This window comes from Mesorhizobium sp. M1D.F.Ca.ET.043.01.1.1 (genome assembly GCF_003952385.1).
GTDB lineage: Bacteria > Pseudomonadota > Alphaproteobacteria > Rhizobiales > Rhizobiaceae > Mesorhizobium.
This window is the reverse complement of sequence record NZ_CP034444.1, coordinates 3,527,833-3,551,911: the sequence shown is the minus strand read 5'-3', so window position 1 is coordinate 3,551,911 and position 24,079 is coordinate 3,527,833. Positions and strand designations below refer to the sequence as shown.

24 protein-coding genes are annotated in these 24,079 nt (G+C 65.2%); 16 read left to right on the top strand and 8 right to left on the bottom strand.

Features of this window, described 5'->3' with window-relative positions:
• The first annotated feature begins 6 nt into the window (after positions 1–6).
• The 7 genes from sucD (at position 7) to lpdA (ending at position 8,880) form a co-directional block, all read left to right on the top strand.
• Positions 7–909, top strand: a complete 903-nt coding sequence (sucD, locus tag EJ067_RS17335; RefSeq protein ID WP_126086836.1) for a succinate--CoA ligase subunit alpha — start codon at positions 7–9, stop codon at positions 907–909.
• A 130-nt stretch (positions 910–1,039) separates the two neighbouring features.
• A complete protein-coding gene (locus EJ067_RS17330; protein WP_126086835.1) occupies positions 1,040–4,027 on the top strand; it encodes a 2-oxoglutarate dehydrogenase E1 component in 2,988 nt (995 codons plus the stop codon).
• 66 nt (positions 4,028–4,093) lie between these two features.
• Positions 4,094–5,380 (top strand): 2-oxoglutarate dehydrogenase complex dihydrolipoyllysine-residue succinyltransferase, encoded by a 1,287-nt coding sequence (gene odhB / locus EJ067_RS17325; RefSeq protein WP_126086834.1) that lies wholly within the window; start codon positions 4,094–4,096, stop codon positions 5,378–5,380.
• Positions 5,381–5,396: 16 nt separating this feature from the next.
• Positions 5,397–6,107, top strand: coding sequence for a DUF4241 domain-containing protein (locus EJ067_RS17320; RefSeq protein WP_126086833.1), 711 nt, complete (start codon positions 5,397–5,399; stop codon positions 6,105–6,107).
• Positions 6,108–6,124: 17 nt separating this feature from the next.
• Positions 6,125–6,616, top strand: coding sequence for a hypothetical protein (locus tag EJ067_RS17315; RefSeq protein ID WP_245468281.1), 492 nt, complete (start codon positions 6,125–6,127; stop codon positions 6,614–6,616).
• Positions 6,613–7,368, top strand: coding sequence for a glucose 1-dehydrogenase (locus EJ067_RS17310; RefSeq protein ID WP_126086831.1), 756 nt, complete (start codon positions 6,613–6,615; stop codon positions 7,366–7,368). Before EJ067_RS17315 ends, EJ067_RS17310 begins: the two co-directional genes overlap by 4 nt.
• A 105-nt stretch (positions 7,369–7,473) precedes the next feature.
• Positions 7,474–8,880, top strand: coding sequence for a dihydrolipoyl dehydrogenase (lpdA, locus tag EJ067_RS17305; RefSeq protein ID WP_126086830.1), 1,407 nt, complete (start codon positions 7,474–7,476; stop codon positions 8,878–8,880).
• 609 nt (positions 8,881–9,489) lie between these two features.
• Here lpdA and EJ067_RS17295 read toward each other — a convergent pair.
• Positions 9,490–10,554, bottom strand: a complete 1,065-nt coding sequence (locus EJ067_RS17295) for a TraB/GumN family protein (protein WP_126086829.1) — start codon at positions 10,552–10,554, stop codon at positions 9,490–9,492.
• Positions 10,555–10,723: 169 nt separating this feature from the next.
• Here EJ067_RS17295 and EJ067_RS17290 point away from each other — a divergent pair, with 169 nt between their 5' ends.
• From EJ067_RS17290 to rpsP, 5 genes are all read left to right on the top strand, one after another.
• Positions 10,724–11,665 (top strand): type II CAAX endopeptidase family protein, encoded by a 942-nt coding sequence (locus EJ067_RS17290; RefSeq protein WP_126086828.1) that lies wholly within the window; start codon positions 10,724–10,726, stop codon positions 11,663–11,665.
• Between the two features lie 67 nt (positions 11,666–11,732).
• Positions 11,733–12,674: a glycosyltransferase gene (locus EJ067_RS17285; RefSeq protein WP_126086827.1), complete on the top strand. Its 942-nt coding sequence runs from the start codon at positions 11,733–11,735 to the stop codon at positions 12,672–12,674.
• Between the two features lie 275 nt (positions 12,675–12,949).
• Positions 12,950–14,539, top strand: a complete 1,590-nt coding sequence (ffh, locus tag EJ067_RS17280) for a signal recognition particle protein (protein ID WP_126086826.1) — start codon at positions 12,950–12,952, stop codon at positions 14,537–14,539.
• 6 nt (positions 14,540–14,545) lie between these two features.
• Positions 14,546–14,872, top strand: a complete 327-nt coding sequence (locus EJ067_RS17275) for a chorismate mutase (RefSeq protein WP_126086825.1) — start codon at positions 14,546–14,548, stop codon at positions 14,870–14,872.
• Between the two features lie 47 nt (positions 14,873–14,919).
• A complete protein-coding gene (gene rpsP / locus EJ067_RS17270; protein ID WP_126086824.1) occupies positions 14,920–15,321 on the top strand; it encodes a 30S ribosomal protein S16 in 402 nt (133 codons plus the stop codon).
• A 71-nt stretch (positions 15,322–15,392) separates the two neighbouring features.
• On the opposite strand, the gene EJ067_RS17265 is transcribed toward rpsP, so the two are convergent.
• The 6 genes from EJ067_RS17265 to EJ067_RS17240 all read right to left on the bottom strand — a co-directional run bounded on the left by EJ067_RS17265 (position 15,393) and on the right by EJ067_RS17240 (position 18,853).
• Positions 15,393–15,656: a glycine zipper domain-containing protein gene (locus tag EJ067_RS17265; protein WP_126086823.1), complete on the bottom strand. Its 264-nt coding sequence runs from the start codon at positions 15,654–15,656 to the stop codon at positions 15,393–15,395.
• A 145-nt stretch (positions 15,657–15,801) separates the two neighbouring features.
• Positions 15,802–16,326, bottom strand: a complete 525-nt coding sequence (locus EJ067_RS17260) for an SRPBCC family protein (RefSeq protein WP_126086822.1) — start codon at positions 16,324–16,326, stop codon at positions 15,802–15,804.
• Positions 16,327–16,351: 25 nt separating this feature from the next.
• Positions 16,352–16,762 carry a DoxX family protein gene (locus EJ067_RS17255; protein WP_126086821.1) on the bottom strand — a complete coding sequence of 137 codons (411 nt, stop codon included), beginning with the start codon at positions 16,760–16,762 and terminating at the stop codon, positions 16,352–16,354.
• Between the two features lie 149 nt (positions 16,763–16,911).
• A complete protein-coding gene (locus EJ067_RS17250; protein WP_126086820.1) occupies positions 16,912–17,403 on the bottom strand; it encodes an SRPBCC domain-containing protein in 492 nt (163 codons plus the stop codon).
• Between the two features lie 55 nt (positions 17,404–17,458).
• Positions 17,459–17,803: a metalloregulator ArsR/SmtB family transcription factor gene (locus EJ067_RS17245; protein WP_126086819.1), complete on the bottom strand. Its 345-nt coding sequence runs from the start codon at positions 17,801–17,803 to the stop codon at positions 17,459–17,461.
• A gap of 144 nt (positions 17,804–17,947) precedes the next feature.
• Positions 17,948–18,853 carry a bestrophin family ion channel gene (locus EJ067_RS17240; RefSeq protein ID WP_126086818.1) on the bottom strand — a complete coding sequence of 302 codons (906 nt, stop codon included), beginning with the start codon at positions 18,851–18,853 and terminating at the stop codon, positions 17,948–17,950.
• A 181-nt stretch (positions 18,854–19,034) separates the two neighbouring features.
• On the opposite strand from EJ067_RS17240, the gene EJ067_RS17235 reads away from it, so the two are divergent.
• From EJ067_RS17235 to EJ067_RS17225, 3 genes are all read left to right on the top strand, one after another.
• Positions 19,035–19,451: an ACT domain-containing protein gene (locus tag EJ067_RS17235; RefSeq protein ID WP_126086817.1), complete on the top strand. Its 417-nt coding sequence runs from the start codon at positions 19,035–19,037 to the stop codon at positions 19,449–19,451.
• Positions 19,452–19,517: 66 nt separating this feature from the next.
• Positions 19,518–19,787 carry a type II toxin-antitoxin system Phd/YefM family antitoxin gene (locus EJ067_RS17230; RefSeq protein ID WP_126086816.1) on the top strand — a complete coding sequence of 90 codons (270 nt, stop codon included), beginning with the start codon at positions 19,518–19,520 and terminating at the stop codon, positions 19,785–19,787.
• A gap of 107 nt (positions 19,788–19,894) precedes the next feature.
• A complete protein-coding gene (locus EJ067_RS17225) occupies positions 19,895–20,221 on the top strand; it encodes a hypothetical protein (protein ID WP_245468280.1) in 327 nt (108 codons plus the stop codon).
• 138 nt (positions 20,222–20,359) lie between these two features.
• Here the strand turns inward: EJ067_RS17225 and EJ067_RS17220 are convergent, their stop codons facing one another.
• Complete coding sequence (locus tag EJ067_RS17220) at positions 20,360–21,394, bottom strand: aspartate-semialdehyde dehydrogenase (protein WP_126086814.1); 1,035 nt, start codon at positions 21,392–21,394, stop codon at positions 20,360–20,362.
• A gap of 578 nt (positions 21,395–21,972) precedes the next feature.
• Here EJ067_RS17220 and EJ067_RS17210 point away from each other — a divergent pair.
• Positions 21,973–23,829 carry a DEAD/DEAH box helicase gene (locus tag EJ067_RS17210; RefSeq protein WP_126086813.1) on the top strand — a complete coding sequence of 619 codons (1,857 nt, stop codon included), beginning with the start codon at positions 21,973–21,975 and terminating at the stop codon, positions 23,827–23,829.
• Positions 23,830–24,079 lie beyond the last annotated feature (250 nt).

Here is a 24,079-nt window from a genome sequence, read left to right as displayed (position 1 = left end):
CCACCCATGTCCATTCTCGTCGACAAGAACACCAAGGTGCTGGTTCAGGGCCTGACCGGCAAGACCGGCACGTTCCATACCGAGCAGGCGCTGGCCTATCACGGCACCAGGATGGTGGGCGGCATCCATCCGAAGAAGGGCGGCGAGACCTGGACCGGCTCCAAGGGCGAGAGCCTGCCGATCTTCGCCACCGTCGCCGAGGGCAAGGAAAAGACCGGCGCCAACGCTTCCGTCATCTATGTGCCGCCGGCGGGCGCGGGCGAAGCGATCATCGAGGCGATCGAGGCCGAGATCCCGCTGATCGTCTGCATCACCGAGGGTATCCCGGTGATGGACATGGTCAGGGTCAAGGCGTGGCTCGACCGCTCTACCTCGCGGCTGATCGGTCCGAACTGCCCTGGCGTGCTCACGCCTGACGAATGCAAGATCGGCATCATGCCCGGCAACATCTTCCGCAAGGGCTCGGTCGGCGTTGTTTCCCGCTCGGGAACGCTTACCTATGAGGCGGTCTTCCAGACCACCAATGTCGGCCTCGGCCAGACCACCGCGGTCGGCATCGGCGGCGACCCGGTCAAGGGCACCGAATTCATCGACGTGCTCGAGATGTTCCTCGCCGACGACGAGACCAAGTCGATCATCATGATCGGCGAGATCGGCGGCTCGGCCGAGGAAGACGCCGCGCAGTTCCTGAAGGACGAGGCCAAGCGCGGCCGCAGGAAACCGATGGCGGGCTTCATCGCCGGGCGCACGGCGCCGGCCGGCCGCACCATGGGCCATGCGGGCGCGGTGATCTCCGGCGGCAAGGGCGGTGCGGAAGACAAGATCGCGGCGATGGAATCAGCGGGCATCAAGGTTTCGCCGTCGCCGGCAAGGCTCGGCACGACGCTCGTCGAGGCGATCAAGGGTTAAGTGAGTAGCGAATAGTGAATAGCGAATAGGGAAAACAGAGTACGACGGCGACCGGGGAATTCCCTACTCGCTATTCGCTACTCACTATTCGCTCCAAGAAGGAGACGGAGCCAAGGCCCCGCGGAACGACATGGCACGACAAGATCAAAGCAACGACCAATTCTCGCTCACCTCGTTCCTCTATGGCGGCAATGCCGACTATATCGACGCGCTCTATGCCGCCTATGAGGACGATCCGGCCTCCGTCGATCCGGAATGGCAGGATTTCTTCGCGGCGCTGAAGGACGATGCCGGGGACGTCCGCAAGAACGCCAAGGGCGCCTCGTGGGCGAAGCCTTCCTGGCCGATGCAGGCCAATGGCGAGCTGGTGTCGGCGCTCGACGGCAATTGGGGCCTCATCGAGAAGCACATCGAAAAGAAGGTGAAGGAAAAGGCGGTCGTCAACGGCGCCGCGCTTTCCGACGCCGACGTGCACCAGGCGACGCGCGATTCCGTGCGCGCCATCATGATGATCCGCGCCTACCGCATGCGCGGCCATTTGCATGCCAATCTCGATCCGCTCGGCATCGCTAACCCGCTCGAGGACTATAACGAGCTGTCGCCGGAAAATTACGGTTTCACCCCGGCCGACTACGACCGGCCGATCTTCCTCGACAATGTGCTGGGGCTCGAGTTCGGCACCATCCGGCAGATGCTGGACATCCTCACCCGCACCTATTGCTCGACGCTCGGTGTCGAGTTCATGCACATCTCCGACCCCGAGGAGAAGGCGTGGATCCAGGCGCGCATCGAGGGCGCCGACAAGGAGATCACCTTCACCGCTACCGGCAAGAAGGCGATCCTGTCGAAGCTGGTCGAGGCCGAGGGCTTCGAGCAGTATATCGACGTCAAGTACAAGGGTACCAAGCGCTTCGGCCTCGACGGCGGCGAGTCGCTGATACCGGCGCTGGAGCAGATCCTCAAGCGCGGCGGCCAGCTCGGCCTGAAGGAGATCGTGCTCGGCATGGCCCATCGCGGCCGCCTCAACGTGCTTTCCCAGGTGATGGCCAAGCCGCATCGCGCCATCTTCCACGAATTCAAGGGCGGCTCGGCCGCGCCAGACGAGGTCGAAGGCTCGGGCGACGTCAAGTACCATCTCGGCGCCTCGTCGGACCGCGAGTTCGACGGCAACAAGGTGCATCTGTCGCTGACCGCCAATCCCTCGCATCTGGAGATCGTCGACCCCGTCGTGATGGGCAAGGCGCGCGCCAAGCAGGACCAGTTCGCCGGCCGCGAGCGCGGCGAGGTCGTGCCGCTTTCGGAACGCGCCAAGGTGATGCCGCTCTTGCTGCACGGCGATGCCGCCTTTGCCGGCCAGGGTGTTATCGCCGAAATCCTCGGCCTGTCCGGCCTGCGCGGGCATCGCGTCGCCGGCACGCTGCACGTCATCATCAACAACCAGATCGGCTTCACCACCAATCCGCGCTTCTCGCGCTCGTCGCCCTATCCGTCGGATGTGGCCAAGATGATCGAGGCGCCGATCTTCCACGTCAACGGCGACGATCCGGAAGCGGTGGTGCATGCCGCCAAGGTCGCGACCGAGTTCCGCATGAAGTTCCACAAGCCGGTGGTGGTGGACATGTTCTGCTACCGCCGCTTCGGCCACAACGAGGGCGACGAGCCGGCCTTCACGCAGCCGATCATGTATCGCAGCATCCGCACCCATAAGACGGTGGTGCAGGTCTATGCCGACCGGCTGATCGCCGAAGGTCACATCACCCAGGCCGAGGTCGACAAGATGCGGGCCGACTGGCGCGCGCATCTGGAGCAGGAGTGGGAAGTCGGCCAATCCTACAAGCCGAACAAGGCCGACTGGCTGGACGGCGCCTGGTCGGGCCTGCGCACCGCCGACAACCAGGACGAACAGCGGCGCGGCAAGACCGCGGTGCCGGTCCGCACGCTCAAGGAAATCGGCAAGAAGCTGACCGAGGTGCCGAAGGATTTCGAGGCGCACAAGACGATCCTGCGCTTCCTCGAGAACCGCCGCCAGGCGATCGAATCCGGCGAAGGCATCGACTGGTCGACGGCCGAGGCGCTGGCCTTCGGCGCCATCCTGCTCGACGGCAACCCGATCCGGCTCTCCGGCCAGGATTCGGAGCGCGGCACCTTCTCGCAACGCCACTCCGTGCTCTACGACCAGCGCGACGAAAACCGCTACATTCCGCTCAACAATCTGTCGGCGGCGCAGGCCGGCTACGAGGTCATCAACTCGATGCTCTCGGAAGAGGCGGTGCTCGGCTTCGAATATGGCTACAGCCTGGCCGAGCCCAAGGCGCTGACGCTCTGGGAAGCGCAGTTCGGCGACTTCGCCAACGGCGCCCAGGTGGTGTTCGACCAGTTCATCTCGTCCGGCGAGCGCAAGTGGCTCAGAATGTCGGGCCTCGTCTGCCTCCTGCCGCATGGCTATGAGGGCCAGGGGCCGGAGCATTCGTCGGCCCGCCTGGAGCGCTTCCTGCAGCTCTGCGCCGAGGACAACATGCAGGTCGCCAACGTCACCACGCCGGCTAACTATTTCCACATCCTGCGGCGTCAGCTGAAGCGCGACTTCCGCAAGCCGCTGATCCTGATGACGCCGAAGTCGCTGCTGCGCCACAAGCGGGCGGTGTCGACGCTGTCGGAAATGGCCGGCGAAAGTTCGTTCCATCGGCTGTTGTGGGACGACGCGCAGCTGCTGCCCAACCAGCAGATCAAGCTGGTGAAGGATTCCAAGGTCCGCCGTGTCGTGCTGTGCTCGGGCAAGGTCTATTACGACCTCTACGAGGAGCGCGAGAAGCGCGGCATCAACGACATCTACCTGCTGCGCGTAGAGCAGCTCTATCCGTTCCCGGCCAAGGCGCTGATCACCGAGCTGTCGCGCTTCCGCAACGCCGAGATGGTGTGGTGCCAGGAGGAGCCCAAGAACATGGGCGCCTGGTCGTTCATCGATCCGTATCTGGAATGGGTGCTGGCGCATATCGACGCCAAGCATCAGCGGGTGCGCTACACCGGCCGGCCGGCTTCTGCCTCGCCGGCGACCGGGTTGATGTCGAAGCATCTCAGCCAGCTCGCCGCGCTGCTCGACGACGCGCTCGGTGAGTAGGCAGGTTGGGCGAATAAGCAGACCGGACGAACAGACCTCAAGAAGAGAAAAGAACGGACAGGCACAATGGCTACCGAAATCCGCGTCCCCACTCTCGGCGAATCCGTGACCGAGGCGACCGTCGGCAAGTGGTTCAAGAAGGTCGGCGACGCGATCGCCGCCGATGAGCCGCTGGTCGAGCTCGAAACCGACAAGGTGACGGTGGAGGTGCCTGCCGCGGGTGCCGGAACGCTTTCCGAGATCACCGTCAAGGAAGGCGAGACGGTCAATGTCGGCGCGCTGCTCGGCTCCATCTCCGCCGGTGGCGAAGCGGCAGCTCCCGCCGCCAAGCCGCACGCGGTGGCGCAGGCCTCGAGCCCGGACGCCGCGTCCACGACCAAGCAGGCCGCGGCCGAAACCGCCAAGGTTGCCGGCGGCGGCGGTCCGATCGAACCGCGCACCATGCCGCCGGCGCCGGCCGCGGCCAAGCTCATCGCCGAGCACAATCTCGCGGTCGACCACCTGTCGGGTTCGGGCAAGCGCGGTCAGGTGCTGAAGGGCGACGTGCTCGACGCGATTGCCAAGGGCGCGCCCTCGCAGCCTGCCGAGACGCCGAAGGCGGCGCCCGCGCCGGCTCCCGCTGCTGCCCGCGCGCCATCCACGGCCGACGATGCCTCGCGCGAGGAACGCGTGCGCATGACCAAGCTCCGCCAGACGATCGCCCGCCGCCTCAAGGAGGCGCAGTCGACCGCCGCCATGCTGACCACCTTCAACGAGGTGGACATGAGCGCGGTGATGGCGCTGAGAGCCAAGTACAAGGACGTGTTCGAGAAGAAGCATGGCGTGAAGCTCGGCTTCATGGGCTTCTTCACCAAGGCCGTCACCCATGCGCTGAAGGAAATCCCGGCGGTCAATGCCGAGATCGACGGCACCGACATCATCTACAAGAACTTCGCCCATGTCGGCGTTGCGGTGGGTACCGACAAGGGTCTGGTGGTGCCGGTGGTGCGCGACGCCGACCAGATGTCCATCGCCGAGATCGAGAAGGAAATCGGCCGGCTGGGCCTCGCCGCGCGCGACGGCAAGCTGTCGGTGGCGGACATGCAGGGCGGCACCTTCACCATCTCCAATGGCGGCGTCTATGGCTCGCTGATGTCGACGCCGATCCTCAATGCGCCGCAGTCGGGCATCCTCGGCATGCACAAGATCCAGGACCGGCCGGTCGTGGTCGGCGGCCAGATCGTCATCCGGCCGATGATGTACCTCGCGCTCAGCTACGACCACCGCATCGTCGACGGCAAGGAAGCGGTGACCTTCCTCGTGCGCGTCAAGGAAAGCCTCGAGGATCCCGAGCGGCTGGTGCTCGATCTGTGATCGGAGCGTATCCGCAATGAGTGGTTGGTCAGATGCCTTACGCCGATTCCTTCGGCGTGGACGGGTCTGGCTTTTCTCCGATTTGCCCGTGGTCGCTTCGCCCGCCGATTGGGGCGCCTCTGAGATCAGCAGCAACCTCGGCGTCTTCGCTCTCAGCTCTGCCGAAATGGCGGAACGGAAAATCACCGCCATCACGATCGGTGAGCTTGAATTGCCCACCGGCGAAATCGTCGCCTGCGATCCGCTGATCACCGGACTGGGACGGCCGCCGTTTAGCCGCAAGGTAAAGCCGGGGAGCTACCCGGTCATATTGCTTCAGGTTCGGACCAAGATTGCCGTGGCGGCATTGCGTTTCGGCTCTGGCTTGCCGGTGCGTTGGGAATTGGCGACCTTTGCTCGAGACCGCCCATCGGGCTATGAGTTTGAATTTATCGTTGATGACGCGGTTGCGTCGTTTATGGACAAGTCTTTCCTGACGATAATGTCTGACCAAGAGGAACTTGACGACTATTTGGCTAATGTTGCGTCTTCTCTCGACACGTTTGGCATGGATAGTCCGATCGATGGGAATCCGCTCAATGTCGCCATGTTCGACACTGGCTATGGCGATGGCGCGTATCGATCTTTTTGGGGACTGGACGCGACCGGCGAGCCCTTGCTCCTGATGACCGACTTCGAAGTGCTCGAAAACGCCGACGGCCGCGAAAGCAACCGGGCCAATCGATGACGAGCGTTACCTCGCCCATGATCGGACTTCTGGCTGGGTCGCTGGCTCTCACAGCCTCGAATTCCGCTGCCCAGGCCGCCTGCCCGATCCAGCTTGCCGTCTATGGCGAGGCGAAGAGCGGCGCCGAGATCGACTTCACCCCGACCGGCACCTCGGCGACGATCACCAACACCTTCCGCATGATCCTCGACAACAATACCGTGCTCGACGGCATCGCCATGTGGACCGAGGGGAACGCCGGGCGCCCGCACGGCTCGCTGATGTACAAATGCCCGACCGGCGATGTCACCGGCGAGGAGCTTGCCGCCTGCACGGTCTGGGAAGGCGTCATCTACAGCGCCGATGAGAAGGGCAGCGTCGGCCTGCTGCCGGCCGAGGGTGCCGACGCGCCGAAAAGCCTGGTCTTGCCCGATCTCGGGCCGTCGCTCGAAATGTCGGCCGCTTATGGTCCCGGCGGCTTCTCGAAAGTGCCGTGGGACATCTTCATGCTGAAAGGCTGCCAGGAATGAGCCCGGAGAAAAAGACGCTGCTGGTCACCGGCGGCAGCCGCGGCATCGGCGCCGCCATCTGCCGGCAGGCCGTCCTGGCCGGTTATCGCGTGGCGGTCAACTATCTTTCCAACCGGGCTGCGGCCGACGCGCTGGTCGCCGAGCTCGAAGCCGCCGGCGGCGAGGCCTTCTCGGTCAAGGGCGATGTCGGCAGCGAGGCCGATGTCATGGCGATGTTCGAGGCGGTGGACCGGGCCTTCGGCCGGCTCGACGCTTTCGTCAACAATGCCGGCATCGTCGACGTCAAGGCGCGTGTCGACGAGATGAGCGCCGAGCGGGTCGAGCGCATGATGCGCGTCAACGTCGTCGGCTCCTTCCTCTGCGCGCGCGAGGCGGTGAAGCGCATGTCGACCCGGCATGGCGGCAAGGGCGGCGCCATCGTCAACCTCTCTTCGGCGGCGGCCAGGCTGGGCTCGCCCGGCGAATATGTCGACTACGCCGCCTCCAAGGGCGCGATCGACACCATGACCATCGGCCTGGCGCGCGAGGTGGCGCTGGAGGGCATCCGCGTCAACGCGGTCAGCCCCGGCATCACCGAAACCGAGATCCATGCCTCCGGCGGCCAGCCCGATCGCGTGGCGCGGATGCGGGAGATGCTGCCGATGAAGCGCGCCGGCACGGCCGACGAGGTCGCCAGCGCGGTTCTCTATCTTCTGTCGGATGCGGCCTCCTATATAACGGGCGCGATCCTCGATGTGAGCGGCGGCCGCTAGAGCAATTCCAGGAAAGGTGCGTAGCGGTTTTCCATCCGGAATTGCGTAGAAAGAAATACCGGGGGCGGCTCGAACCGTTCCTGCGCCAGAACAAGGGACAAGACCATGGCTTATGACGTCGTTATCATCGGATCGGGACCGGGCGGCTATGTCTGCGCCATCAAGGCGGCGCAGCTCGGCCTGAAGACGGCTGTGGTCGAGAAGAACGCCACCTTCGGCGGCACCTGCCTCAACATCGGCTGCATCCCGTCGAAGGCGCTGCTCCACGCCTCCGAGATGTTCGCGGAAACCGCGCATTCCTTCGACACGCTGGGTATCGAGGTCGGCGCGCCGAAGCTCAACCTCAAGAAGATGCTGGCGCATAAGGATGCGACCGTGGCCTCCAACGTCAACGGCGTCGCCTTCCTGTTCAAGAAGAACAAGATCGATAGCTTCCGCGGCACCGGCAAGGTGATCGGCGCCGGCAAGGTTTCCGTCACCGGCGAGGACGGCAAGGTCGAGGAGCTCGAGACCAAGAACATCGTGATTGCCACCGGTTCCGACGTCGCCGGCATTCCGGGTGTCAAGGTTGATTTCGACGAGAAGGTGATCGTGTCCTCGACCGGCGCGCTGTCGCTGCCGAAGGTACCCGGCAGCCTCGTGGTGGTGGGCGGCGGCGTCATCGGGCTGGAGCTAGGCTCGGTGTGGGCCAGGCTCGGCGCCAAGGTCACCGTCGTGGAGTTCCTCGACATCATCCTCGGCGGCATGGACGGCGAGGTCTCGAAGCAGTTCCAGCGGCTCTTGTCCAAGCAGGGCTTCGAGTTCAGGCTCGGCGCCAAGGTCACCGGCGTCGCCAAATCGAAGAAAGGCGCCAGCGTCACCTTCGAGCCGGTCAAGGGTGGCGCGGCCGAAACCATCGAGGCGGACGTCGTGCTGGTCGCCACCGGACGTCGCCCCTATGCCGACAGCCTTGGCTTGAAGGAAGCGGGCGTCGAGACGGACGAGCGCGGCCGGGTCAAGACCGACGCGCATTTGAGGACCAGCGTGCCGGGCATCTATGCCATCGGCGACGTCATCGCCGGGCCGATGCTGGCGCACAAGGCCGAGGACGAGGGCGTGGCGGTGGCCGAGATGATCGCCGGCCAGGCCGGTCACGTGAACTACGACGTCATCCCGAGCGTCGTCTACACCAGCCCGGAAATCGCCTCCGTCGGCAAGACCGAGGAGGAGCTGAAGAGGGCCGGCATCGACTACAAGGTCGGCAAATTCCCATTCACCGCCAATGGCCGCGCGCGCGCCATGCTGCACACCGACGGCTTCGTGAAGATCCTGGCCGACAAGGCTGGCGACCGCGTGCTCGGCGTCCATATCGTCGGCTTCGGCGCCGGCGAGATGATCCACGAAGCGGCGGTGCTGATGGAATTCGGCGGTTCCTCGGAAGACCTCGCCCGCACCTGCCATGCGCATCCGACGATGTCGGAAGCGGTCAAGGAAGCGGCGCTGGCCACGTTCTTCAAGCCGATCCACATTTGACCGCGCTTGGCGCCGAACCTCCATCGCTTCGTCATCCCAGGGCGAAGCAGGGAGCGAAGCGACGCGCGCAGACCCTTGGGTGACGAGGCGTGGTGCTCCAGCACAAGACGGCCCGCCGAAAGGCGGGCCGTCTTTCCAAGAATCGCGATCTGGTTACTGAGCCGGAGCGGGTGACGGAGCAGGAGCCGGCGCAGGGGCCGGGGCGGGCGCAGGGGCAGGAGCCGGTGCAGGCGCTGGCTCAGCCGGTGCTGGCGCGGGAGCCGGAGCAGGAGTTGCAGGCTCGGGCGCCGGAGCCGGCGTGCTGGCGGCCGGCGGCTCGGCGGGCGCCGGGGCCTTTTCGCCGCCGGTTCTGCCAAAAACATAATACGCAACAATGGCCAGGATAATGACAACAAGGGCGATCAGCCACCCGCTGCCGCCACCGCCCGACGAGGGAGGCGTGCTCGGAGGGGTGAAGGGGTCGTTAGGGTTCGCCATAAAACGTGTCCTCCTTGGAATGAAAGGCTTCAATCAACAGCCATCAACGCGCGATCCCACCAATCGGTTTCACGCAGGCGGACGGAAAGCGCTGAAAAACCGGCGTTTTCCGCTCCCCAGCCGCCAGACGACTCAGTTGACGGCGGTAACAGTATACCCCGCCTTGCGGAAATCTTCGACCAGTCCGTCAGGGCCGGGCAGATGCAGCGCGCCGACCGCCATGAAGGCATTGCCCTTGGCCAGCATCGGCATGGCATGGGCGACCATGACCTTGTTGCGGCTGGTGATCATGGTCTGCTCGAAGGCGGCATAGCCGGCCTGGTCGTCCGCGGCGTCGGGCAGCACGGCGCGGAACAGCGGCCAGAACATGCCGACCTCGCCGCGTTGGTAGAGGATGATCATGGTCTCGTTGACGTCGTTCACCCTGTCGCCGAGCTTCAGCGTCTCCACCAGCCCCTTCATGTGGTAGGCGAGCGGCAGCGAGGCCATGGCGCGCAACTGGTCGGCGGCGGTTTCCAATCCCTCGACGTCCTTGCCGGACGCTTTGGCCTCGGCGGCCAGCTTGACGTCCAGCACCGGCGCGCCGGCGGCCTGGCGCGCCACCTCGCAGGCCGGCAGCGCCACCATGGCGGACAGGATCCACGGCTTCATCTTGGCGACCGTCAGGGGCGGGATGCCGCGCGCGTCGAGCCCCTTGTTCAGCACCGCCACGTCCTCGGGCGACAGCAACGAGGACAGCGTCGTGTTGTCGGTGAACATCATCAGGCCAGGCTCGGCGGCCAAGGCGGCCATCATCTTGGCCTTATCGAGCGCGTCGGTGGTTTCGATGATGACGGTGTCGGCGCCGTCATAGGCTTGCTGCGCCGCGGCCGGCAGCGTCGTGACGCGCTGGTCGGTGATATGCATGGTGCCGAACAGGAAGGACGGCCTTTCGCCCGGTTTCTCCAGCTTCCACAGCAGGCTCTTGCCGTTCGGAACGGCGGCGGCCTCGGTCTCGACCTTCTTGAAGGCGGCGGGATCGGTCTTTGCGAGACTTGCCAGCAGATCGCTGCCGGCGCAGGCGGGCGCTTCGGCATGCGCCCTGCCGGCCAGCAGCAGGACGACGAGGAACGACAGGAAAAACAACATGTTGAGCGCTGCGAGCAGTCTCAACGAGACGAGGGCCGCGCGGTCGGCGATGGCGATGACGCGTTTCATGGTGAGCTTCTTAAGCGGAAAAAGCGGCAAAACGGTTAATCCGCGGCCGAAATTGTTTCCGACCGGCCTCAAGCGATCCGACCCGTTGCCGGATTCGACGCGAGCGATTGCGCCGAAAACGCCAATCCCCTAGATCAGGCGACCCGGAAGCGTCCGGCAGGGGAGCCGCGTGATCATCGACAGTGCCGCCTTCGAGCGTTACCGGCGCTCGCCGAACGAGAAGACCACCCCGCTCCGGCTCCTGCTTGGAGCGGCGATCGTCGTTTTCTTCTGGCTCGCCATGACGCTTGTCGTGCTCGTCGCCGGCACCACCGCCTTCATCGTCTTGCGCCTCCCTGGACCGGCGACCGGACAGCCGATCCAGGATTTCCTTGCCTCGCCCGTCGGCATCCTCACCGCGCTGGCGTCCTTTGCCGGCATCTGGATCGGCCTTTGGGTGGCGATGCGCTTCGTGCATGGCGAGCCGCTCTCGGCGCTGATCGGGACCAACCGCCGCATCTCGCGCGGCAGCTTTCTCAAGGGCCTGGTCGCTGTCCTGATCACCTCGCTGTTCTCGGAGGTCCTGCTCTATTGGCTGCAGCCGGAGATCGCTCGCGGATCGATCGCCTTCTCGTCCTGGCTGCTCTTCCTCGTTCCGATCGTGCCGCTCGCCTTCCTGCAGACCTCGGCGGAGGAGGCCCTGTTCCGCGGCTATCTGCTGCGCGGCCTCAGCAACCGGTTTGGCAGCCCGCTGATCTGGGCGCTGCTGCCGGCGCTCCTGTTCTCCGCGCTGCATTGGAGCGCGGCTTCGACGCTCGCCATCAATGCCTGCGTGCTGGTCTCGATCGGCACATTCGCGCTGCTGCTGACGCTGCTGGTCTATGTGACCGGCAATTTGGGCGCCGTTTTCGGCGCCCATCTCGGCAACAACCTGACCGGCTTCCTGCTCATCTCGCACCAGCAGAGCTACAATTCCTTCGCCCTCTTCACCGCCAGGCCGCTCGAAGGCCCCGGCTGGACGAATTGGGACGCTGCTCTCATCGCCGCGATCGGCGTCGCGAGCACGCTGCTGACGATGTTCTTGCTTCTGCATCGCCGCTCGCCCCTGAAAGTCGGGCCGGAGGCACCATGATCCGGAAAGGCGGAAACCGGCTTCTGGACCGGATCAGGGTCGGGCAGAAGAACGGCGGGCTCAGCTGATGCGCATCACGCTGGTGGCGGAACGCACCATTCCCTGCCAAGGCTATGGCGGCACCGAGCGGCAGGTCGACTGGCTGGCAAATGAGCTTTCGCGCCTCGGCCACAAGGTGGTCCTGATCGCCGGTCGCGGCTCGAGCCACCCGCTTTGCGAAGTGCGGCAGGCGTCTTCGGCCGCCGAATGCCGCGCCGCGATCCCGGCCGACGCCGACATCGTGCATTTCAACGGCTGGTACGTCGAGACGTCGCGCCCGGCGCTCTACACCATGCACGGCTTTGCCCCGGGATACCAGAAACAGGGGCAGAACTGGAGCTTCGTCAGCGCCAACCATGCGCGCAATCACGGGCGGGAAACCTTCGTCTACAACGGCTTTCCGATCGATGCCTATCGGCTGTCCGCCAGCAATACGAGCCGGCTGCTGTTCCTGGCCGGCATCGCCCGGGCCGGCAAGAACCTCAACCGGGCCGTCGATCTCGCCAGGGCCTTCGATTTCCAGCTCGACATCGCCGGCGGCGCGCGCTGGCAGCTCCTGCTGCGCACGAAGGTTCGCCGCCAGGGCGTCTTCTTCAAGAGCCTGGGCCGCCGCTTCCGTTACCACGGCACAGTCGACGGCGATGAGAAGCTGCGCCTGCTCGGCGAGGCCAGGGCCTTCCTTAATCCGATCGCCTGGGAGGAGCCGTTCGGCATGGCGCCGGTCGAAGCGATGCTGTGCGGCACGCCGGTGCTGACAACGCCGCGCGGCGCGCTGCCGGAAATCGTCGACGACGCCACCGGCCGCCTCTTCGACACCGATGCCGAGTTCGCGCAGGCCTTGGCCGACATCGCCGCGCTTTCGCCCGAACGGTGCCGTGAATCCGCCGCCGACCGGTTTCCGATCGCAAAGACTGCAAAAGGCTATCTCGATCTCTACACGCGCATCCTCGACGGCGAAAAGCTGGCCTAGATCGCGGCGTTTTGGCTCCGTTCCCACCCCCAGCCTTGACTCCGCCGCCGATTTCCTGTCTAGACGCGCACGAATTCCGCGACGAGTACACCTCCGCGAAAGCCGACCAGGACGCCGACGCCCTTTGGGGCCAGAGCTGTAAACCGATCCTGGAGGCCAACACCCGGCAGCGCGATGCGCCCCCGGGTGCTTTTTGGCTTTGGACTTTTGCTTGGCGACCCGGCGCGAACGCACTACCTCTCGGGTCGAACCGAACCGAGATCGAAGGACGACCGATGTTTGAATCCCTCCAGGAGCGCCTTGGCTCCATCCTGAACGGCCTGACGGGCCGCGGCGCGCTGTCCGAGGCGGATGTCTCGGCGGCGCTGCGCGAGGTGCGCCGGGCGCTGCTCGAGGCCGACGTCGCGCTGGAGGTGGTGCGTTCCTTCACCGACAAGGTGCGCGAGAAGGCCGTCGGCGCCGCTGTGCTGAAGTCGATCAAGCCCGGACAGATGGTCGTCAAGATCGTCCATGACGAGCTGGTCGACATGCTGGGCGCCGAAGGCGTCGCCATCGACCTCAACGCGCCGGCGCCCGTCGTCGTGATGATGGTCGGCCTGCAGGGCTCCGGCAAGACGACGACCTCGGCCAAGATCGCCAAGCGCCTGACCGAGCGCCAGAACAAGAAGGTCCTGATGGCCTCGCTCGACACGCGTCGACCGGCCGCTCAGGAACAGCTGCGCCAGCTCGGCGAGCAGACCAAGGTGGCGACGCTGCCGATCATCGCCGGCCAGAGCCCTGTCGACATCGCCAAGCGCGCCGTGCAGGCGGCCAGGCTCGGCGGCCATGACGTCGTCATCCTCGATACCGCCGGCCGCACCCATATCGACGAGCCGCTGATGGTCGAGATGGCCGACATCAAGAAGGTGTCGTCGCCGCACGAGATCCTGCTGGTCGCCGACTCGCTCACCGGCCAGGACGCCGTCAACCTCGCAAAGAGCTTCGACGAGCGCGTCGGCATCACCGGCCTGGTGCTGACCCGTATGGATGGCGACGGCCGCGGCGGCGCGGCGCTTTCGATGCGCGCCGTCACCGGCAAGCCGATCAAGCTGATCGGTACCGGCGAAAAGATGGACGGGCTGGAGGAATTCCATCCCAAGCGCATCGCCGACCGCATCCTCGGCATGGGCGACATCGTCTCGCTCGTCGAGAAGGCCGCCGAGACCATCGACGCCGAGCAGGCGGCGGCGATGGCCAGGAAGATGCAGTCGGGCAAGTTCGACCTGAACGACCTTGCCGCGCAGCTTCAGCAGATGTCGAAGATGGGCGGCATGGGCGGCATCATGGGCATGATGCCCGGCATGGGCAAGATGAAGGACCAGCTTGCCGCGGCCGGTTTCGACGACAAGATGTTCCGCCGCCAGCTCGCCATCATCTCCTCGATGACCAAGGCCGAGCGCGCCAACCCCGACATCCTGAAGCACTCGCGCAAGAAACGCATCGCTTCCGGCTCCGGCACGGATGCCGCCGAGATCAACAAGCTTCTGAAGATGCATCGCGGCATGGCCGACATGATGAAGGCGATGGGCGGCAAGGGCAAAGGCGGCGGCCTGATGCGCGGCATGATGGGCGGCCTTGCCTCGAAGATGGGCCTTGGCGGCATGATGCCGGGCGGCGGCATGCCCGACCTCTCCAAGATGGATCCGAAGCAGCTCGAGGCCCTGCAGAAGCAGGCCCAGGCTGCCGGTCTCGGCAAAGGCCTGCCGGGCGGGTTGCCCGGCGGGCTTCCCGGTGGCGGGTTGCCGGGCCTGCCCGGCGGCATGAAGTTGCCGGGCCTTCCCGGCCTCGGCGGCGGCGGGTTGCCTGGTCTCGGGAAAAAGAAGTGAGGGGCGATGAACGAGGAGAAGGACATGGCCGACGCACGCGCCGTTCTGGCGGGCTACCGCGCTTCGATCGACAACATCGACGCCGCCCTCATCCATATGCTGGCCGAGCGCTTCCGCTGCACCAAGGCGGTCGGCGTGCTCAAGGCCGAGCATGGTCTGCCGCCTGCCGATCCGGCGCGCGAGCAGCAGCAGATCGCCCGCCTTCGCCAGCTGGCGAAGGATGCGCATCTCGATCCGGATTTCGCGGAGAAGTTCCTGAACTTCGTCATCCGCGAAGTGATCCGTCATCACGAACAGATCGCCGCTGCCAACGGCGTGACGAAAGCCGGCTAACCAGCCGGAGATCAATGAAAGAAATCAGAGCTTTTAGGAGATAAAGAATGGCACTGAAGATCAGACTGGCCCGTGCGGGCTCGAAGAAGCGTCCTTACTACCACGTCGTCGTCGCCGACGCCCGCTCGCCGCGCGACGGCCGTTTTATCGAGGCGCTGGGTTCCTGGAACCCGCTGCTGCCGAAGGACGGCGAACGCGTGAAGGTCGACGCCGACCGCCTCAAGCATTGGCTCTCGCACGGCGCCCAGCCGACCGACCGCGTGCTGCGCTTCCTCGACGAGGCCGGCATCGCCAAGCGCGAGGCCCGCTCGAACCCGAACAAGGCCCTGCCCGGCAAGAAGGCGCAGGAGCGCGCCGCCCTGCTGAAGAAGGCCCAGGAAGACGCCGCCGCTGCCGTTGCCGCGGCGAGCGCAGCACCGGTCGAGGCGGAAGCCGCTACCGCCGAGTAATCCGGCCCGAATCGGTTAACGAAAACGGCGGGCTTTGCCCGCCGTTCTTGTTTCAGGCGTCCCGGAAGGAGTCAGTAGCCTTGCGGGCAACGGGCGATGTAGACCCGCCCGTAGCGATCGCGGTAGCGGCAGCGGTCCGGTTCGCTGGCACGACCGATCAGCGCGCCCGCGACGGCGCCGACGGCACCACCGACCACAGCGCCTTCCACCGGATCATTTGCCACGGCGGCACCTACGGCCGCGCCGCCCAGGCCGCCGACTGCGGCACCCTTTTCCGTCTGCGAGCAGGCACCGAGTGCCGTCGCCAACGCCAGGATGATCATCGCTTTCTTCATTTGTCGTTCCTCTCACACGCCGTCCTCGCCGCCATGCCGTTAACTCTCGGACGGCTAATTTGATCCCGAGGACATCGAAGATTGCCGATACCAGCGCCGGCGCAGGGCTCCTAACCTCACCTGGATCATTGAAATTATTGGCGTTTCACCGCTCGGTGGCGCGCTTCAGATTGTCGAGCCCGGCCTCGAAGTCCTTGCCGATCAGCGCGTCGAAATTCATGAACAGGCCCATGAGCTTGACGATGAACGGCCGGCCGCCCCGCATCGCCCAGGTGACGGTCGTGTTCCCGCCCGACGGCGCCAGGGTGAAGTCGACGGTGTTGTTCGCCCGGAACGGCTTTTCGAAATCGAGCTTCATCGAGACCAGCGACGACGGCACCGCGTTGACGATCTCCATGCGGCCCTTTCCGGCCTTGCTGTTGCCTTCCCAGGCATAGGCGGCGCCTTTGCCGCTTTCAGCGCCCGAGAGCGTGCGTTTCATGTTCGGATCGAGCTTTTCGAAGGGCGACCATTCGGGCCAGCGCTTGAAGTCGTTGATCAGCGGGAAGATCGCCTCGACCGGCGCCTTGATCCTGGCCGAGCGGCTGACGACGAAATCGTTCGGCCGTGTGGCGGCATAGATGAGCACGGCGGCGATGATGACGACCAGGATGACAAGAATGGTGAGCATTGTCTTCTTCTCCCTGCCCGCGGGCTTAACGACTGAACGGGATCAGCGCGCGCAGCCTGGGATCCCTGAGGAACAGGCCGGCCCACAGGATGATGCCGAGATAGACGCCGAACAGCGTGTGGGAGAACAGCGGGCTGTCCACCCGCACCTTGGTGGCGATGGCGCCGCCCAGATAGGCGGTGAGCAGGATGGCGCCGAGCACCGAGGTGCGCGGCAGTGCGTAGAGCGCGGTCGAAATCAGTCCGATGATGCCGAGCATGCGCGCGACATTGGGATCGGCCGGCCAACCGAGCGGCACCATCGTCTGGGTGACGATGTCGAGCGGCGGCAGTTTGATGGCACCGTCGAAGATCATGAAGAGCACGATGATGGCGCTCAGCACACGACCGGTCCACAGGGCGCCCGACGACACGGTCGCGGTTTGAGAAATGCTCATTGACGTTCCCTCCTGGTATCTTGGTTCGAACGCTGGCCGTCCTTGCCAGGCTCGAACCAAGGACGCGGCACGAATTGACGGTCCGACACGTCCCGGAATCTTTTTCACCGAGGCGCGGCTCATTCCGACGCGCCAGACGGCACTCTCGCTCAGAGCGTCTTGAGATAGGCATCCAGCCGCGCGTAGCTCGCCGTAACCATCTGGCCGAAGCCCATCTTCACCGCCATGTCGCGAGCGGCGACCGAGTTGGCGCGGATGTTGGCGACGATGCGCGTCTTGCCGCCGGCATCCTCGAACAGGATGGTCGTCACCATGTTGGGCGGCGGCAAGGTATCCTGCCATTGGCTGTGGTCGAGCGGCGCGTCGCGATAGACGATCCGCTCCGGCGGAGCGATTTCCAGATAGACGCTGTTGGTCGGATATTCGCTGCCGTCGGCAAAGCGCATGGTCAGACGCCATTGCCCGCCCGGCCGCACATCCATCTCGCAGACCGGATAGGTCGACCCTTCCGGTCCCCAGAACCGCACCAGATGGTATGGATCGGTGAACAACTTGAACATCAGCGCGCGTGGCGGATCGAAGGTCCGGGTGATGACGATCACCGGGTCGTCGGATGGAATGTCGATGGTCTGATCTGTCATGTTCCCCTCTCTGGCTTGTCTTGCAGCACATGAGCGGCTTGCTGGTTAGCCGGTTTCAATTTCGATCTCCGCCCGGATCAACCTGCAAGGCTTGCAGATAGGTTTCCAGCCGGTCGAAGCGGGCGTCCCACAGCGCGCGATAGGTCTCGAGCCATTCGTCGATCTCACGCAATGGTTCCGGCTGCAGGCGGCGCGGCCGAAATTGTGCGTCGCGGCCGCGCGCCACCAGGCCAGCGCGCTCGAGCACCTTGAGATGCTTCGACACCGCCGGAAAGCTCATGGCAAACGGCTCCGCCAGTTCCGTCACCGAGGCCTCACCGAGCGACAGCCGCGCCAGGATGGCACGGCGGGTCGGGTCGGCAAGCGCCGAGAGGGTCAGGCTGAGGCTGTCCGTCGTCACGTTTATTGAACCAGATGGTTATTTAACCTTTTGGTTCTATACGAGAGGCCGCCGGCCGAGTCAAGCGGCGGTGTCAAGAACAGAATCCAGGGCAGCGCTCATCCGCCTCGCAAAACGGACGGCCAGGGCTGGAACGCTCTGGCCTCAGGAGAAATAGAACCGTTCGGCCGGGATCATTTTCGGCGCCGGCTCGCCGAGCGCCTCGAACACCGAGATTTCGCAGACGCGGCAAAGGCCATCGAGCGCAAGGTCGTTGGGCTGGGTGCCGAACGGATCCTCGAGCTCTTCCGACAGCGCGTCGAGGCCGAAGAAGGTATAGGCGATCAGCGCCGTGAACAATGGCGTCGCCCAGCCGGCGGGCGCGGCCAGCCCGAACGGCAGCAGCAGGCAGAAGACGTAGGCGGTGCGCTGCAGGAGCAGCGTGTAGGCGAAGGGCAACGGCGTTCCGGCGATGCGCTCGCAGCCGGCCTGCGCCGCGGCGATCTCCGACAGGCGCTCGTCGAGGATGCGGTAGCCGATCGTATCGATGGCGCCGGACTTGCGCAGCCCGGCAACGCGCGCGCCCATGCGGCGCAGCATGGCGTCGGGGGCATTGACGGCCTTGGCCACGGCTTCGACCTCATCGCCGATGAAGCCGCGCGCGTCCGGCGCGGCGTCCACCCGCCTGAGCGACCCGCGCAGGAAATGGCAGAACGCGATCGCCTCCATCAACAGGCCGCGCAGCTCGGCCCGGTCATCGATCAGGCCGGTCGAGGCGCGCGCCAGGTTGCGGATGTCGAAGACGAGCTGGCCCCACAGCTTGCGCGCCTCCCACCAGCGGTCGTAGGCAGCGTTGTTGCGGAAGCCGAGATAGATCGACAGCGCCACGCCAAGCAACGCGAAGGGCGCGGTGCCGGCGTTGCCGAACTCCAACTTGAGGGCGCGCACAATCAGCACCACCAGCGCGCCATAGGCGGCGAAGCCAAAGATCTGCGGCAGGATGCGCGGCACCACCGAGCCGCGCATGATGAAGAACAGGTGCAGGAATCCCGGACGCGGGCGAACGATCATCGAAACCCCTCAAGAGCAATTCCAGGAAACTGCGCGCTTGCGCGAAACAGTCCGACACCGCGCCTGAGCCGGGCGGCCCTGATCTTTGTGTATTGTGCTATTCATCGGCGCCGCAAGCTCGGCCGCTCGCGACATTGCGATGTCGTTTGAGCAGCGGAGGCAAACCACCAAGGGAGAGAAAATGACCGGCGAGACCGATCTGCAAAAGCTGCTGGCGTCGATGACGCCGCAACTGCTTCCCGAGATCTGCGTCTTCGCCACGCTGGCGCCGGGCGTGGCCAAACCGAATGGTCTCGATCCAGTCATGAGCTTTCGCGAGTGGGAAGGCCTGACGCTGATCGTGCCCGAAGACCAGGCGGAAGCAGCAGGCCTTGCCGGCACGTTCCGCTGCCGGATGATCACGCTGAATATCCATTCCTCGCTAGAGGCCGTCGGCTTCCTGGCCGCCATCACAACACGGCTGGCTGCCGCCGGCATGGGCGTCAATCCGGTCTCGGCCTTCTATCACGACCATCTGTTCGTCCCGGCCGACCGGGCCGAGGAAGCGCTGGCGATCCTGCAGCAGCTAGCGACGGATAGCGCCGGCCCAGAGTTTTGACAGAAGCGCATAAATTGCGTAAATTATGAGAAATGCGCAAATTACGAAATTTAGGAGGAACACGCCATGCGAGAAGTTCCGGCCACAGAATTCGCCCGCAATTTTGGCCGCTATCGAGAAATCGTGCAGCGAGAACCCGTTGCGGTGATGAGCCATGGACGCCCAACTGGCTATTTTGTCTCGGCGGTCGAGTATGAAGACCTCCAGCGCTACAAGAACCTGGCTCAGCAGTCATTTGCGACCAGGGATTTGCGGCGCGAGGAGGTGGAGGCTATCGCCAGCGGCCGCATGTCATCAGAGCATGACCATCTGAATGCCCTGATGGACACCAAGTAGGCATGCCGCTACCCGATCCACAGCTCGGCCTCGTTATCTCCTACGCGTATCTTTGGCATCATGAGCGCCAAACCGGACAGGATGAGGGGCGAAAGGATCGCCCTTGCGTGATCGTGCTCGCCGTTGATCGCGGGGCAGACGGACTGATCGTCACAGTGGTGCCAGTTACGCACGTGCCGCCGGTGGACCCATGGCTGGCGATCGAGCTACCGCCCGCTGTCAAACAGCATTTGGGTCTCGACAGTGAGCGCTCGTGGGTGATGCTTCACGAAGGCAATCGCTTCGCATGGCCAGGCTTCGACCTTCGCCCGGTGCCGCGTTCTGCCGATCGCTACGACTACGGCCTGCTGCCCCCGCGCCTGTTTTTATCGATCGCCGAGCGCTTCAAAGCCATTTGGGAAACCGGTCAGGGCCGCCCGGTCTCCCGCGATTGACAGGACCGCGCCGGCAACGGTGCGGCCGTCAGCGAAACCAATGGCCGAAGGCCGAGCCCGCGACTGCGGGCCGCCGGTCGTCCGGCGCCCTCGCGGAGGCCCAGCCGCGTCAGCGGCGATACGGGCCGTGAGCGAAAATCAGGCCGCCTTCTTCTTGGGCTGGATCAAACCGCGCTCGACCAGCAGCTCGGCGATCTGGACGGCGTTGAGCGCCGCGCCCTTGCGCAGATTGTCGGAGACGACCCACATCGACAGGCCGTTGTCGACGGTCGAATCCTCGCGGATGCGCGAGATGAAGGTGGCGTCTTCGCCGGCCGATTCGAGCGGCGTGATGTAGCCGCCGTTCTCGCGCTTGTCCAAGACCTGGCAACCCGGCGCCTCGCGCAGGATCTCGCGCGCCTCGTCGGCGGTGATCGGCTTCTCGAACTCGATGTTGACCGCTTCCGAATGGCCGATGAACACCGGCACGCGCACGCAGGTCGCCGTCAGCTTGATCTTGGGATCGAGCATCTTCTTGGTCTCGGCCACCATCTTCCACTCTTCCTTGGTGAAGCCGTCGTCGAGGAAGACGTCGATATGCGGGATGACGTTGAAGGCGATGCGCTTGGTGAACTTCTTGACGTCGACCTGGTCGGCGACGAAGACCGCCCGCGTCTGCGTGAACAGCTCGTCCATGCCTTCCTTGCCGGCGCCGGACACCGACTGGTAGGTGGCGACCACGACGCGCTTGATGGTGGCGACGTCGTGCAGCGGCTTCAGCGCCACCACCAGCTGCGCCGTCGAGCAGTTCGGGTTGGCGATGATGTTCTTGCGCGAGAACAGCTCGATCGCGTCCGGGTTCACTTCCGGCACGATCAGCGGCACGTCCGGGTCGTAGCGGAAGGCCGATGAGTTATCGATGACGACGCAGCCCTGCTTGCCGATCCTGGGCGACCATTCCTTGGAAACATTGCCGCCGGCCGACATGACGCAGATATCGGTGTCGGAAAAGTCGTAGGTGTCGAGCGCCTTGACCTTCAGCGTGCGGTCGCCGAAGGACACTTCGGTGCCCTGGCTGCGCCGCGAGGCCAGCGCCACGACCTCGCTCGCCGGGAAGCCGCGCTCGTCCAGAATGTTGAGCATTTCGCGGCCCACATTGCCCGTGGCGCCGACTACCGCAACCTTGAAACTCATAAAGATCTCCTGTCCCTCTCCGCTTGGTTGTTGGAGAAAACCCGCCGGCCTCATGCGGGTTCCGTCCCCCGGGCCGAACCCGGGAGAGGGTGGTTAGGCCAAGGGAATCACACCGTTTTGGTGGTGGTTTTGGCCATAGTTTTGCTGGAACGAGAGGACGCGCCGAAGCGCCCGGCCCGATGTTGTGCATCGCGGCTGGGGGCATCGAATGCAAGAAGAGCCATCAGAAGGCCGCGCATCGAGGATGATCCCGTTCGGTGCCGGCTTTTACGCGCTTTGTGTAAAGAGTCAATCGGCGCTGCTCTCCCCTTCTCCCCATGTGGGAGAAGGTGGATCGGCGCGAAGCGCCGAGACGGATGAGGGGTGCTCCAGGGAACACCAACGTCTCACTCCGCTGGAACACCCCTCATCCGTCGCCTTCGGCGACACCTTCTCCCACAAGGGGAGAAGGAGAGGCGGTGCCGCCTGCTCTATACAAGTGCGGTCGCAGGAAGTACGAACGCCCAATATCCTTTGGCTGGCATGTGTCAGCCCGGCGTGCTGCCCGATAAGCAAGCTCCGAATTCCGAAAGAAGAAAATGTCCAGTTTCGATACTATCGTGCCTGCGCTTGCGGAGGCGCTGGAAAAGCGCGGTTATGTCGCGCTGACGCCGGTGCAGCAGGCGGTGCTTGCGCCGGAGTTGGGCCAGGCCGACGCCCTGGTTTCGGCGCAGACCGGCTCCGGCAAGACCGTCGCCTTCGGCCTCGCCATGGCGCCGACCTTGCTTGCCGGCGCCGAGCGTTTTGCCGAGGCCGGCGCGCCGCTGGGGTTGATCGTGGCGCCGACGCGCGAGCTCGCGCTGCAGGTGCGGCGCGAGCTGGAATGGCTCTATGAACTGACCGGCGCGACGGTCGCCTCCTGCGTCGGCGGCATGGACATGCGCAGCGAGCGGCGCGCGCTGGAGCGCGGCGCCAACATCGTCGTCGGCACGCCGGGTCGGCTGCGCGACCACATCACCCGCGGGGCGCTCGACATGTCGGCGCTGAAGGCCGTGGTGCTGGACGAGGCCGACGAGATGCTCGATCTCGGCTTCCGCGAGGACCTCGAATTCATCCTCGATGCAGCACCCGCCGAGCGGCGCACGCTGATGTTTTCCGCCACCGTGCCGCGCTCCATCGCCACGCTGGCGAAGAGCTACCAGCGCGATGCGGTGCGCATCTCGGCCGGCGGCGAGGAGAGGCAGCATCTCGACATCGAATACCGGGCGCTTTCCGTCGCGCCCGCCGATCGCGAGAACGCCATCATCAACGTGCTGCGCTATTACGAGGCCACCAACGCGATGGTGTTTTGCAACACCCGTGCCGCAGTCAACCATCTCACCGCGCGCTTCAACAATCGCAATTTCTCCGTCGTGGCGCTGTCCGGCGAGCTCAGCCAGAACGAGCGCAGCCACGCGCTGCAGGCGATGCGCGACGGCCGCGCCAGGGTCTGCATCGCCACCGACGTGGCGGCGCGCGGCATCGACCTGCCCAATCTCGACCTGGTCATCCACGCCGACCTGCCGACCAATCCGGAGACGCTGCTGCATCGCAGCGGGCGCACGGGGCGCGCCGGGCGCAAGGGCGTCAGCGCGCTGATCGTGCCGGGCAACGCCCGCCGGCGCACCGAGCGCCTGCTCAACAATGCCGGCCTGACCGCGACCTGGGCGAGCCCACCCTCGGCCGACGAGGTTCTGAGGCGCGACGACGAACGCATCCTGGCCGATCCGGCCTTCGGCGAGCCGGTGAAGGACGAGGAGCGTGACTTCGCCACGGCGCTTCTCGCGCGGCATGGCGCCGAACTGGTGGCCGCGGCCTTCGTGCGGCTTTGCCGCGGCAGCCGCTCGGCGCCCGAAGACCTGCTCGACGTCGCGCCGTTCGCGCCGTCGAAGGAGAAGTTCTCGCGCAGGGAGGAAGCGCCCGGCCGCCGCGACGATTTCGGCGACAGCGTCTGGTTCTCGCTGTCGGTGGGGCGCCGGCAAAATGCCGAGCCGCGCTGGCTGATCCCGATGCTGTGCCGCACCGGCAGCATCTCCAAGCGCGAGATCGGCGCCATCAAGATGCAGCCGGAAGAGACCTTCGTGCAGATCGCCGCCGACTGGGCCGATCGTTTCTTCGCGGCGATCGGGCCCGACCGCAAATTGCAGGGCAGCATCGCGGTCAGGCGGCTCGACGGCACGCCGGATCTGTCGCGGGCCGGCTACCAGCCGCCGAAACCGGAGAAGAGGCCGCATCGCGGCAAGCGCGCTTTCGACCAGAACGCGCCCGGGTTCGAGATGCGCGGGCCGGGCGGGCATCAGCCTGCCGGGGCGGATTCAAAACCCTGGGCGAAGAAGCCCGGCAAGCCGAAATTCGACAAATCAAAACTCGACCGGCCGAAATTCGACAAGCCGGCAAAGCACAAGAAGCCGAAGTAGCGGCCGGCGTAGGTTCGCCAGGTTGGAAGCTGACCCGCAGCGAACGTCCGGGCAAATCGCCAACCTCGAAAATTAGCCGAAGCGTCCGACCTTCGTCATCCACGGGCGGAGCGGGAGCGAAGCGGACGCGTAGACCCGAGGATCCATGCCGTGGCCTCGCGCGAAGCATAGAGAAGGCGTAGAAATAGGGGCTGTTCTGGACCGCTGCAACGCTTGTAGGTCACGGAATGGATTCTATGGTCTGCGCCGC

What these genes read in the sequence shown, in the direction of transcription:
- sucD (WP_126086836.1), top strand. Translation starts at nt 7, where the DNA reads ATGTCCATTCTCGTCGACAAGAACACCAAGGTGCTGGTTCAGGGCCTG.
- EJ067_RS17330 (WP_126086835.1), top strand. Translation starts at nt 1,040, where the DNA reads ATGGCACGACAAGATCAAAGCAACGACCAATTCTCGCTCACCTCGTTC.
- odhB (WP_126086834.1), top strand. Translation starts at nt 4,094, where the DNA reads ATGGCTACCGAAATCCGCGTCCCCACTCTCGGCGAATCCGTGACCGAG.
- EJ067_RS17320 (WP_126086833.1), top strand. Translation starts at nt 5,397, where the DNA reads ATGAGTGGTTGGTCAGATGCCTTACGCCGATTCCTTCGGCGTGGACGG.
- EJ067_RS17315 (WP_245468281.1), top strand. Translation starts at nt 6,125, where the DNA reads ATGATCGGACTTCTGGCTGGGTCGCTGGCTCTCACAGCCTCGAATTCC.
- EJ067_RS17310 (WP_126086831.1), top strand. Translation starts at nt 6,613, where the DNA reads ATGAGCCCGGAGAAAAAGACGCTGCTGGTCACCGGCGGCAGCCGCGGC.
- lpdA (WP_126086830.1), top strand. Translation starts at nt 7,474, where the DNA reads ATGGCTTATGACGTCGTTATCATCGGATCGGGACCGGGCGGCTATGTC.
- EJ067_RS17295 (WP_126086829.1), bottom strand. Translation starts at nt 10,554, where the DNA reads ATGAAACGCGTCATCGCCATCGCCGACCGCGCGGCCCTCGTCTCGTTG.
- EJ067_RS17285 (WP_126086827.1), top strand. Translation starts at nt 11,733, where the DNA reads ATGCGCATCACGCTGGTGGCGGAACGCACCATTCCCTGCCAAGGCTAT.
- ffh (WP_126086826.1), top strand. Translation starts at nt 12,950, where the DNA reads ATGTTTGAATCCCTCCAGGAGCGCCTTGGCTCCATCCTGAACGGCCTG.
- EJ067_RS17275 (WP_126086825.1), top strand. Translation starts at nt 14,546, where the DNA reads ATGAACGAGGAGAAGGACATGGCCGACGCACGCGCCGTTCTGGCGGGC.
- rpsP (WP_126086824.1), top strand. Translation starts at nt 14,920, where the DNA reads ATGGCACTGAAGATCAGACTGGCCCGTGCGGGCTCGAAGAAGCGTCCT.
- EJ067_RS17265 (WP_126086823.1), bottom strand. Translation starts at nt 15,656, where the DNA reads ATGAAGAAAGCGATGATCATCCTGGCGTTGGCGACGGCACTCGGTGCC.
- EJ067_RS17260 (WP_126086822.1), bottom strand. Translation starts at nt 16,326, where the DNA reads ATGCTCACCATTCTTGTCATCCTGGTCGTCATCATCGCCGCCGTGCTC.
- EJ067_RS17255 (WP_126086821.1), bottom strand. Translation starts at nt 16,762, where the DNA reads ATGAGCATTTCTCAAACCGCGACCGTGTCGTCGGGCGCCCTGTGGACC.
- EJ067_RS17250 (WP_126086820.1), bottom strand. Translation starts at nt 17,403, where the DNA reads ATGACAGATCAGACCATCGACATTCCATCCGACGACCCGGTGATCGTC.
- EJ067_RS17240 (WP_126086818.1), bottom strand. Translation starts at nt 18,853, where the DNA reads ATGATCGTTCGCCCGCGTCCGGGATTCCTGCACCTGTTCTTCATCATG.
- EJ067_RS17235 (WP_126086817.1), top strand. Translation starts at nt 19,035, where the DNA reads ATGACCGGCGAGACCGATCTGCAAAAGCTGCTGGCGTCGATGACGCCG.
- EJ067_RS17230 (WP_126086816.1), top strand. Translation starts at nt 19,518, where the DNA reads ATGCGAGAAGTTCCGGCCACAGAATTCGCCCGCAATTTTGGCCGCTAT.
- EJ067_RS17220 (WP_126086814.1), bottom strand. Translation starts at nt 21,394, where the DNA reads ATGAGTTTCAAGGTTGCGGTAGTCGGCGCCACGGGCAATGTGGGCCGC.
- EJ067_RS17210 (WP_126086813.1), top strand. Translation starts at nt 21,973, where the DNA reads ATGTCCAGTTTCGATACTATCGTGCCTGCGCTTGCGGAGGCGCTGGAA.